General features: G+C 49.4%; 8 protein-coding genes and 4 tRNA genes. 8 read left to right on the top strand and 4 right to left on the bottom strand.

The features are described from left to right. Positions 1–99 precede the first annotated feature (99 nt). Positions 100–175: transfer RNA gene (locus OMP95_RS11990), tRNA-Glu, on the bottom strand. A gap of 23 nt (positions 176–198) precedes the next feature. Next, a tRNA-Ala gene (locus tag OMP95_RS11985) sits at positions 199–274 on the bottom strand. Positions 275–591: 317 nt separating this feature from the next. Between OMP95_RS11985 and OMP95_RS11980 the strand changes: the two genes are divergently transcribed. The 8 genes from OMP95_RS11980 to OMP95_RS11945 all read left to right on the top strand — a co-directional run bounded on the left by OMP95_RS11980 (position 592) and on the right by OMP95_RS11945 (position 8,586). Next, positions 592–2,799, top strand: coding sequence for an LPS-assembly protein LptD (locus OMP95_RS11980; RefSeq protein WP_266329151.1), 2,208 nt, complete (start codon positions 592–594; stop codon positions 2,797–2,799). A gap of 94 nt (positions 2,800–2,893) precedes the next feature. After that, complete coding sequence (locus OMP95_RS11975; protein ID WP_266329149.1) at positions 2,894–4,159, top strand: peptidylprolyl isomerase; 1,266 nt, start codon at positions 2,894–2,896, stop codon at positions 4,157–4,159. Then, entirely contained in the window at positions 4,156–5,145 is a 990-nt protein-coding gene (gene pdxA, locus OMP95_RS11970) for a 4-hydroxythreonine-4-phosphate dehydrogenase PdxA (RefSeq protein ID WP_266329147.1), read from the top strand. Before OMP95_RS11975 ends, pdxA begins: the two co-directional genes overlap by 4 nt. Position 5,146: 1 nt before the next feature. Next, on the top strand, positions 5,147–5,953 hold the full coding sequence (gene rsmA / locus OMP95_RS11965; RefSeq protein WP_266329145.1) for a 16S rRNA (adenine(1518)-N(6)/adenine(1519)-N(6))-dimethyltransferase RsmA: 807 nt from the start codon (positions 5,147–5,149) through the stop codon (positions 5,951–5,953). A 211-nt stretch (positions 5,954–6,164) separates the two neighbouring features. Continuing rightward, positions 6,165–6,437 (top strand): HU family DNA-binding protein, encoded by a 273-nt coding sequence (locus OMP95_RS11960; RefSeq protein WP_266329143.1) that lies wholly within the window; start codon positions 6,165–6,167, stop codon positions 6,435–6,437. 12 nt (positions 6,438–6,449) lie between these two features. Then, a tRNA-Val gene (locus tag OMP95_RS11955) sits at positions 6,450–6,525 on the top strand. Positions 6,526–6,534: 9 nt separating this feature from the next. Beyond that, a tRNA-Asp gene (locus OMP95_RS11950) sits at positions 6,535–6,611 on the top strand. Positions 6,612–6,702: 91 nt separating this feature from the next. Next, entirely contained in the window at positions 6,703–8,586 is a 1,884-nt protein-coding gene (locus OMP95_RS11945) for a SurA N-terminal domain-containing protein (RefSeq protein ID WP_266329141.1), read from the top strand. A 45-nt stretch (positions 8,587–8,631) separates the two neighbouring features. On the opposite strand, the gene OMP95_RS11940 is transcribed toward OMP95_RS11945, so the two are convergent. Next, the gene (locus OMP95_RS11940; RefSeq protein ID WP_266329139.1) at positions 8,632–9,834 is read right to left on the bottom strand and encodes a dicarboxylate/amino acid:cation symporter; all 1,203 of its coding nucleotides are present in this window, start codon (positions 9,832–9,834) and stop codon (positions 8,632–8,634) included. A 122-nt stretch (positions 9,835–9,956) separates the two neighbouring features. Next, positions 9,957–10,453 (bottom strand): enoyl-ACP reductase FabI (locus tag OMP95_RS11935; protein WP_266329137.1); only part of this gene is annotated, 497 nt, incomplete at its 5' end.

Raw genomic sequence — 10,453 nt, 5'->3', positions numbered from 1 at the left:
TAGGCCTCTAGACGATGGGGACCCAGTGACTTATTTACCCCGTTAAGGGTTATTTATTCTTTAAAATAAAAAGGGCCTGTAATACAGGCCCGTTTTATATGGCGTCCCCAGGGGGGTTCGAACCCCCGTTACCGCCGTGAAAGGGCGGTGTCCTAGGCCTCTAGACGATGGGGACCTAAAACTTTTCTTTCGGTGTTTTGGTGGAGCTAGGCGGGATCGAACCGCCGACCTCTTGCATGCCATGCAAGCGCTCTCCCAGCTGAGCTATAGCCCCGAAAGGAAGCGCATACTATATGGATTAGCGCTCTGACTGTCAACAGATGATTGCAAATAAATTTCATCCTTTAAGCGATTAAAACGGAAACAGCGGGTGGTAAAAATATTACGCTGTCGTGATGTTATCAGCTAAGTTGTTGAAGCAACATTGGTATCAGCCAGGAATTGCTATGGGCTGGCATAGGTGATTTGCCGATTTCTTCTATATATGCGATAAACTTGGTGGCTAGTTTATTCCGTCAGGACGTCAATTGTGGCTCAAACAGTAGCTTGAGGATGGTCATGCGCAAAAGGAAGGTTATATCAACGGTGTTAATGTCTTGTTTTGCCGGGACGGTGGCCGCTCAGGATGGGTTGAGTTGTCATTTTGGTTACGAGGACCAATTCCTGCCGTTTACGGCAGCAGATTCGGAACAGAGCGAAATTGATGTCAAAGCCGAAGATGTTCAATTACTTCAGAACGGTACCTCGGTTTTTTCGGGGCATGTGGATGTCACTCGCGCCGGTCAACAACTGAGTTCACAACGTGCTACCTACAATCGCAACACGGGCGATGTGACAGCCAGTGGTGATGTGCGCTTGCGTGACAGTGAAATGATTATTGATGCCGAGCGGGCAGAATGGTCATTAAGCGATGATAAAGGCAGGATGCTCAATGCCGAATATCGTGTTCGTCAAATGCATGCACGGGGCGAAGCCAGTCATGTTTTACGTCGCGGTAAAACAAATACGGATATGAAAAATGCCACTTACACCACTTGCCCCGAGGGTGATAATGCCTGGAAATTGAAAGCAAACACGGTGCATCTGGATCATGAAAAAGCCGTGGGTGAGGCGAAACATGTAGTGTTGCGCCTGGGTGGTTTACCCGTGTTTTATACCCCTTATATTAACTTCCCGCTCAATGACGAACGTAAATCGGGCTTTCTGGTTCCTTCTATCGGCAGTAGTGATGAAACCGGTTTTGATTTGAGCACGCCGTATTACTGGAATATCGCCCCCAACCTGGATGCAACAATAACCCCCCGCTATATGGCTGACCGCGGGTTGATGCTGAATGGACAGTTTCGCTATTTATTCGAATCGGGTGAAGGTGAGGTCGAAGCGTCTTTCCTGGATTCTGATGATTTAAAAAAAGACGGTGACGATATCAACCCTCATTTCCAGGAGGATCGTGAGTTGTTTTCCTGGCAACATTTAAGTCGTTTTGATAATCGCTGGCGGGCAAGAGTCGATTATAACTATGTGTCTGATAACAATTATTTCGAAGATTTCGGTTCCAGTCTTAATCTGAGCAGTCAGACACATCTCAATCGTTTGGTTGAAACCGGCTATATCGGTAATAACTGGAATTTCACTGCACGTTTACAGGGTTATCAGACCTTGGCTGATGATATAGCTGAACCATATAAACGTTTGCCACAGTTATTACTGCGCGGTTTTTTGCCGGATCAGGCGTTAGGGCTCACCTACGAGTTGGATGCGGAGTATGTGGAGTTTGACCATGATGACAAGGTGGAAGGCCAGCGCATCGACTTTGAACCCGCCATCAGTCTGCCGATGGGCACCTCAGCCTTTTTTGCTACGCCTCGTGTTGCGCTTAATCATACTCGATACAATCTTACCAATGACACCAACAATCGCTTTGATGACAGTGCGACTCGAACCTTGCCGGTGACGAGTTTTGATACCGGTGTTTTCTTTGAACGTGAACTGAGTTTCGGCGACGGCAATTATATTCAGACCATCGAGCCCCGCGCTTTTTACCTTTACATTCCCCGTCGTGATCAGTCTGATATTCCGGATTTTGATACTTCTTTATCCACTTTTAATATGATCAGACTGTTCTCGTATGACCGGTTCATCGGTCGTGACCGGGTGGGCGATGCTAATCAGTTGTCGCTGGCAGTGACATCCCGTCTGCTTGATGAGGAGACGGGTGAAGAGAATCTGCGCCTGACAGTCGGACAGATTCAATACTTTACCGATCGTGAAGTCACTCTGCCCAATGGTAGAGTGGATAACCGCTCTGATTCTGACATGATTGCAGAGGCTGTTGCCTATATTTCCGATACATGGTCTGTCAGTGGCGAGATTCAATGGGATCCGAATGACGATATGTCCAATATGTCATCTGTTGGCTTGCGTTACCGCGGTGGCGAAGGACGGATTTTCAATATTTCACACCGTTACCGTCGTGATGATATAACCACCAATACCCTTGAAGGGCTGGAACATATTGATGTTTCAGCGCAAATGCCTGTCGGCGATCGCTGGAGTGTGTTTGGGAGATGGTACCGCGCCATTGACCAAGGCAGGACTTTGGAAGGCCTGGCAGGTGTTGAATATAATAGTTGTTGCTGGGCCACGCGTCTGGCAGTCAGAAACTATGTTAATGACGCGGATGATGATGACCGCAATATGTCGATCTATCTGCAGGTTGAGTTGAAAGGGCTGGGCAGCTTTGGTAAGAAGTCAGACAGTCTGTTGCAACGCAGTATTCGCGGTTACGAAACAGACTGAACTCATTGCCCCTGAATCTTGTCTGTTGTGCTGTGCGCAGTCATGGCTGCATTGCTTTATAATGCCCGCGTGAATCTTGGAGTAAAAAGTTTTAATGATTAAGTATCTATTGGCCGGTTTGTTGTTGGCATCCACTGTATGGGCACAGCCTTTGGATCGTATTGTTGCGGTCGTAAACGATGAAGTGATTCTGGAAAGTGATCTGGGAGAGATGGAACAAACTGTCCGCCAGCAGCTGCGACAGCGCGAGGCAGCGGTTCCACCCGGTGATATTCTGCGCCGTCAGGTACTGGAGCGCTTGATCATGCAGCGCATTCAACTGCAAAGAGCTGACAGCGTGGGTGTGCGGGTTGGTGATGATGCTTTGAACGCCGCTTTGAGGCAAATCGCTAACAATAATAATATGAATCTGCGGCAGTTCCGAGATGTGCTGCAAGAGGATGGTTATGATTTCAGCTATTTTCGCGAGACCATTCGAGAAGAAATGATCATTACTCGCCTGCGTAAGAGTCAGGTGGAAGATCGGGTGGTGGTATCTGACCGCGAGGTGGATAATTTCCTGTCTACCCAGACGGCCCAGGACGGCAGTGAAGTTGAATATCAACTGCAACATATTCTTGTCAGTGTACCTGAGGCGGCGGCACCGGAAGACGTGCAACAAGCACAAAAGAAATTGGAAAAAATACAGGCTCTGTTAACAGAAGGGGGCGATTTCGCTGAAGTGGCAGCGGGGTATTCCGATGGTCAGAACGCATTGGAAGGGGGCGCGCTTGGCTGGCGTAAGCAAGGTGAGCTGCCGTCATTGTTCGCTGAAGTAGTTCCTCAGTTGGTCGTAGGGGAGGTCAGTGAACCGCTGCGTAGTGGCAGTGGCTTTCACCTGGTCAGAGTAAAAGATAAGAAAAGTCAGGAAGTCCACCTGGTTAAACAGACGCTTGCCAGCCATATTCTGATACGCACCAATGAATTGACCACGGATGAGCAAGCAGAAAACCGGCTTGAACAATTGCGCCAGCGGATTGTAAGTGGCGAGAACTTTGCTGAACTTGCGCGTGCGCATTCTGATGATACCGGCTCAGCTATTGACGGTGGCAGTTTGGGCTGGACCAGTCCCGGCGTGATGGTGCCTGAGTTTGAAGAGAAAATGGATGCTTTGGCGATTGGTGAACTCAGCGACGTGTTCAAAAGCCGTTTCGGCTGGCATCTTGTCAAGGTCATCGACCGTCGTGAACAGAACATGGCCGATGAGTTTAAACGTAACAAAGCTCGTGAACAGATCCGCCAACGCAAGATCGACGAAGAAATGGAGAGCTGGTTACGTGCATTGCGCGATGAAGCCTATGTGGAGTACCGTGAACTTTGAGTTCTGTTAGACGGGTTGCGCTGACTGCCGGGGAACCGGCTGGTATCGGCCCGGATATTTGTATTCAACTGGCTCAGGACCAGCAACAGGCGCAACTGATTGCTATAGCCGATCCGTACCTGCTGAGCGAGCGTGCCGAGGCCTTAGGGCTCAAAATCAATTTAATCAAAGCGGACCTGTCTCAGCCTGCGATAACGGCACCAGCCGGAAGCCTTTATTACTGTCCGGTGCCTTTGCGGCAACCGAGTATCGCAGGCCAACTCAATGTGGCTAATGCTTGCTATGTGCTTGATACGCTGCAGCTGGCGCTGGAGGGCTGTCAAAACAAACGTTTCGATGCCGTGGTAACCGCCCCTGTGCACAAAGGGGTGATTAATGATGCCGGTTTTACTTTCAGTGGCCATACGGAGTTTTTTGCTGAAGGTGCGGGTGTTGACAAGGTGGTGATGATGCTGGCGGCCGATAGTCTTCGGGTGGCGCTTGCAACCACACACCTTCCCCTGAAAGAAGTCAGTGAGGCCATTAGCCAGAACAGCTTGAAGCAGGTGATACAAATCATTCATCAGTCCATGCAAAGGCAGTTCGGCCTGGCCGCACCGCGGATTGCCGTCTGCGGTTTGAATCCGCACGCGGGGGAGGGGGGCCACTTGGGGCGTGAAGAGATTGAGGTCATTACTCCGGTCATCGAGCAGCTTTCAGCCCAAGGCATCAGGCTTAGCGGTCCCTGGCCTGCGGATACCATCTTTAATCAGGACAAACTACAGCATTTTGATGTGATATTAGCCATGTATCACGATCAGGGACTGCCCGTGTTAAAACATCACGGCTTTGGCAAAGCAGTTAATATCACGCTCGGATTGCCTTTTATACGCACGTCGGTTGATCATGGCACGGCGCTTGACTTGGCCGGCACAGGTAAAGCCAGTGCCACCAGCCTGCAAGCTGCCGTCGATATGGCCATCATGATGGCAAACAGCCAAGGTTAATATGACACATTCTTCCCTATACCCCAGAGCCCGCAAACGGTTCGGACAGAACTTTCTCCATGATGAAGCGGTAATTGATGCGATAGTTGAAGCTATCAGTCCGGCAGCCGGGCAGCATTTAGTGGAAATTGGTCCCGGCCGCGGCGCATTGACCGCACCATTACTGTCTCGATGCGATCAACTGGATGTGATTGAGCTGGATCGCGATTTGGTGCCGCTTTTGAATGCGAAACTGGCAAAACATGAACATTTATCCATTCATGAAGCTGATGCTTTGCGTTTTGACTATCATCAGTTGCAGTCAGCGGATGAAAAACTACGGGTGATAGGTAATCTGCCCTACAACATCACGACCCCATTATTGTTCCATTTGCTGGACCAGGCAGACTGTATTGATGATATGTGTTTCATGCTGCAACGTGAAGTTGTTGAGCGCATCTGTGCGCGGCCCGGCAATAAGCAGTATGGTCGTTTGAGTATTATGGTGCAACACCAGTGCCATGCTGAGTTGTTGTTTATGGTGCCGCCGGAAGCGTTTGATCCCGCACCCAAGGTGGAGTCTGCGCTTATCTACTTGCAGCCACTCAAGCAGAGGGTCGGGGGAGAGGTTGAGCTGGAAGATTTGAATAAAGTGGTCACTAAGGCCTTTAGTCAGCGCCGAAAAACCATTGCTAACACACTGAAAAATATGACAACAGAACAGGAGCTCTTGCAGGCGGGCATTGATCCTGCCCAAAGACCGGAGACAGTCTCTGTTGCCCAGTTTGTTGCGTTAACCAGAGCCTGTCGGCACCACTGGCAGGCTTGACAATATTCGTGGCTGGCCGAAGCTTATCAAGCTTGCACCGGAAAATAGCCGTAAACACAGAAGAAATCTTGTCAGCAACTGAAATTCTCCTTCTTGACACGCTGATTTTGCTGTAGTTAGATACACACAACCAATAGGACTGTGTGTCAGAGATGAGTAGCTATTGGGACTTGGACGACATAACTATTAATAAGATATGAGGAATTAAGCTGTGAATAAATCTGAACTAATCGATGCAGTTGCTGCAGCTGCAGATATTTCAAAAGCAAAAGCCGCACAAGCTGTTGACGGCGTGACAGCAGCCGTTACCAAAGCACTGGGCAAAGGTGATCAAGTCACTTTGGTTGGCTTTGGTACTTTCTCTGTGCGTGAACGTGCTGCGCGTACTGGTCGTAACCCACGTACCGGCGAAGAAATCAAAATCGCTGCTGCAAAAATCCCTGCATTTAAGGCTGGCAAAGCTCTTAAAGATGCTGTAAACTAGCTCCTTTTCTTGGGGTGCTTAGCTCAGCTGGGAGAGCATCGCCCTTACAAGGCGAGGGTCGGGGGTTCGAACCCCTCAGCACCCACCAGGAATATCAGGAGCGGTAGTTCAGCTGGTTAGAATGCTGGCCTGTCACGCCGGAGGTCGCGGGTTCGAGTCCCGTCCGCTCCGCCAATACGAAAGAAGGGCGCATTCCATGCGCCTTTTTTTTTGTCTTTTATATTAAACTACTGGTTTAACAACATTATCTTGAAGGTTCTCTTCTATGTTGCATTTCATACGTGATCGCGCCCAGGGATGGATTGCCTGGTTTATCGTCGGCCTTATCAGTATTCCTTTTGCCTTGTGGGGGGTGAATTCCTACCTGACAGGTCCTTCTGATGTTGTGGTAGCAGAAGTAAACGGTGCCCCCATCAAACAGGCAGAACTGCAACAATCGTTGCAACAATATCGGAACCAGATGCGTAATATGCTGGGCGAACAGTTTGACCCTGACATGTTTGAAGGGCCGATGGTCAGACGTAATGTGCTGGACGGTTTGATTGAACAAAAACTGATTCAGGATGTTAATAAGGCCTTGGGCCAGCAAATCAGCGATGCTGAAGTGTCTCAGGTCATCCGTACCACACCGGCCTTTCAGCGGGACGGTCAATTTGATCCGGAATATTATGCGATGGTATTGGCCAGAGCCGGTTATAACCCGGCGAGCTACGAAGCTCAGCTGCGCACTGATCTGCTGGCACAACAACTGATGCAAAACATTCAGACCACGGCGATCGCGACGGAGCAAGAGGTCGATACGCTGCTGAGACTGGAAAAACAAAAACGTAAAATCGCTTATGGTGTTGTTCCCGTTCAGGATTACCTTGAACAGGTTACGGTCAGTGATGATGAGGTCAAACAGTTTTTTGATAACAATCAGGCCAATTACACCGCTCCTGAACAAATCAAATTGAACTATATTCAGCTTTCGGTAGACGAAATCGCGCAAAGCCTGGATGTCGACGACACCGAGTTGAAACAGTTCTATGCCGATAATAAAGATAAATTTGTCGGGCCGGAGCAGCGTCGTGCCAGCCATATTCTTATCGAAGGCAATGATGCTGATGCGCTGGCCAGCATTGAATCTATTCGGCAACGCCTACAGCAAGGTGAAGACTTTGCAGCCCTGGCTAAAGAGTCATCTCAGGATCCGGGCTCAGCAGCTCAAGGCGGCGATCTGGGGTTCTTCCAACGTGATGTGATGGAACCGGCTTTTGAAGAGGCTGTGTTTGCACTGGAGCAGGTAGGTGAGATCAGCGAACCGGTCAAAACTGAATTTGGTTATCACCTGATCAAGCTCACGGGTATTCAACACGCTGAAGGTAAATCTTTTGCTGAAGCACGCGATGAAGTCGAAGCTTTGTATCGCCGTCAGCAAGCTGAAACGGTGTTTTATGACAAGGCTGAGGAGCTTGCCAATCTGAGTTACGAAAATCCCGATAATCTTGATGTGGCGGCGGAAGCGTTGGAATTGGATGTCAAAACGACAGACAGTTTTACCCGTAGTGGTACGGAAAGCGGTATTGCCAGTGAGCAAAAAGTAATAAATGCCGCGTTCAGTGAAGATGTATTGCAAAACAATTTGAACAGTGCCGTTATTGAGTTGTCTGATACCAACTTGGTTGTTGTTCATAAAAATCAGCATATTCCGTCGACGGTATTACCGTTTGAGTCGGTTGCCCCGGCAATTCGTGAACAGCTCAAATTTGAAAAAGCCAGTGATTTGGCACGCGAGCAGGGTGAATCGATTTTAGCTGAATTGAAATCAGGCGCAACAGCTGAGACTTTGCTGAGCAACTGGCAGGCACCGGCATTTTATGCCCGTAATAGTAAAGAAATCAGCACACAAATTCTGCAACATGCGTTTTCCATGCCTAAACCAGGCGCTGAACCTCAATTTCAGGGCTTTACTGCTAATAATGGTAACTATGTGCTGGTGAAGCTGACAGGGGTAGAGAACGGTGATCCCGCTGATGTGGCACAGCAAGAGCAACAGGCATTAAAGGCACAACTGGCCCGGATCCAAGCCAATGCCGAGCTGCAAGCTTTTATCGATAGTTTACGCGCTGAAGCGAATATCAAAATACTTGATAAAACTTTGCGGTAGATTTGTTCAATCAGATGCTAGAAAAGGCGCCTTCGGCGCCTTTTTTTATGTCAGTCGATCAATGACCGCAGCGCCGACACTATCACCCCAGACATTGATGGTGGTACGGAAGCGATCCAGGAACCAATCTACGGCCAATAATAAAGCGATGCCGTCTAGAGGCAGACCCACTGCTGTTAATACAATCACCATCGTGACCAGTCCTGCCTCCGGAATACCCGCTGCGCCAATCGCTGCCAGGGTGGCGGTGACAAACACGATCATCTGCTGCATCAAGCTCAGATCAACGCCATAAGCTTGAGCAATAAATAAAACGGCAGCAGCTTCATAGAGGGCGGTACCGTCCATATTGATGGTTGCGCCCAAGGGCAGGACAAATTTCACCGCTTTGGCGTCCACTTGGTTTTCGCGGGCGCACTCCATGGTCAACGGCAACGTGGCTGAAGAGCTGGCCGTGCCGAATGCTGTCAGCAGGGCCCTTGCCATCCCTACCAGGTAATCCAGGCCGCGGCGGGCTACCAGCAGCAATATCAGCAATAAAATAATGCCATGTATCAATAAACCGGTCAGCACAGTGACCACATGCAAACCTACGGCTTTAATTTCGGCGAGGAACTGTTCACCGCCACCGGCATTACCCAGTCTGGCTGCTATCAGGGCAAAAATACCAATCGGGGCCAGGTGCATCACCCAGATGACCAGTTTCATCATTGCTTCATTAATGCCATCAAAAATGGCAAATACGGGTTTGGATTTGTCACCCAGGGTGGTTAACGCCATGGCGAACAAAATGGCAAACACGATCAAAGGCAATAGCTGTGTCTGACTGGCGGCGGAGATCAAATTGGGAGAAATCAGCGACAGGAGAATATCAGTGATGCCGGTATCCTGCTTGGCCAGGATATGTTCAGGAACCGCTGCCTGAGTGAGTTGAATACCGGCACCCGGTTGAATCCAGTTCACCACCAGTAAACCTGTCAATACCGCGATGGCTGTGGTCAGAGTGTAATAAATGATAGTGTAGCCGCCGAGACGGCCCAGATTGCGGATATCACCCAACGATCCGATACCACTGATGATGGATGCCATCACCAGTGGAATAATTGTCATTTTCAGAGCGTTAAGAAATAATGTGCCCAGCCAGTTAATGCTGCTGGCTGCTTCGCCAAAATACCAACCAAACAGGACTCCGCCAATGGCACCGAGAATAATAAAAGCCAGCAAGGCCATGGCGTGCGAGTGAGACATGTTTACCCCGTTTTTTCTAGCCCCAAAACAAAACAGGGCAATTAAAATGCCCTGTATTGTCATAATACCCGTGATACGCGCATTTCCAAGTATTACGGGTATATTAGCAGATTGATATCGGCCTATTTGTCACCGATGCCGACAATGTTATAACCGGCATCGACATAGGTGATTTCACCGGTGATGCCAGAGGCGAGATCAGAGCAGAGGAAAGCGCCTACGTTGCCGACTTCTTCAATAGTGACGTTTCTGCGCAGGGGAGAGTTACGCTCGCCATAAGCCAGCATTTTACCGAAATCACCAATCCCGGCGGCCGCCAGCGTCTTAATCGGACCTGCAGAGACGGCATTAACACGAATGCCTTCAGGGCCGAGAGAATAGGCCATGTAACGGACATTCGCTTCCAATGCTGCTTTAGCTATGCCCATGACGTTATAGTTATCAATCGCACGTACTGCGCCGAGGTAACTCAGTGTCAATAAAGAGCCATTACGTCCTGCCAGCATGGTCTTGCCCGCCTTGGCCAGGGCGGCAAAACTATAGGCACTGATATCATTGGCCATGGCAAAGCCTTCACGGGTGACGCTGTCTACATAGCTGCCCTGTAATTGCTCACGGA

Source organism: Methylophaga sp. OBS4 (assembly GCF_026319305.1).
Classification (GTDB): Bacteria; Pseudomonadota; Gammaproteobacteria; order Nitrosococcales; family Methylophagaceae; genus Methylophaga.
The sequence above is the reverse complement of the archived record's forward strand: the minus strand, read 5'-3'. Positions and strand labels throughout refer to the sequence as shown.

Coding starts and splice junctions, on each gene's coding strand:
- OMP95_RS11980 (WP_266329151.1), top strand. CDS start 592: ATGTCTTGTTTTGCCGGGACGGTGGCCGCTCAGGATGGGTTGAGTTGT.
- OMP95_RS11975 (WP_266329149.1), top strand. CDS start 2,894: ATGATTAAGTATCTATTGGCCGGTTTGTTGTTGGCATCCACTGTATGG.
- rsmA (WP_266329145.1), top strand. CDS start 5,147: ATGACACATTCTTCCCTATACCCCAGAGCCCGCAAACGGTTCGGACAG.
- OMP95_RS11945 (WP_266329141.1), top strand. CDS start 6,703: ATGTTGCATTTCATACGTGATCGCGCCCAGGGATGGATTGCCTGGTTT.
- OMP95_RS11940 (WP_266329139.1), bottom strand. CDS start 9,834: ATGTCTCACTCGCACGCCATGGCCTTGCTGGCTTTTATTATTCTCGGT.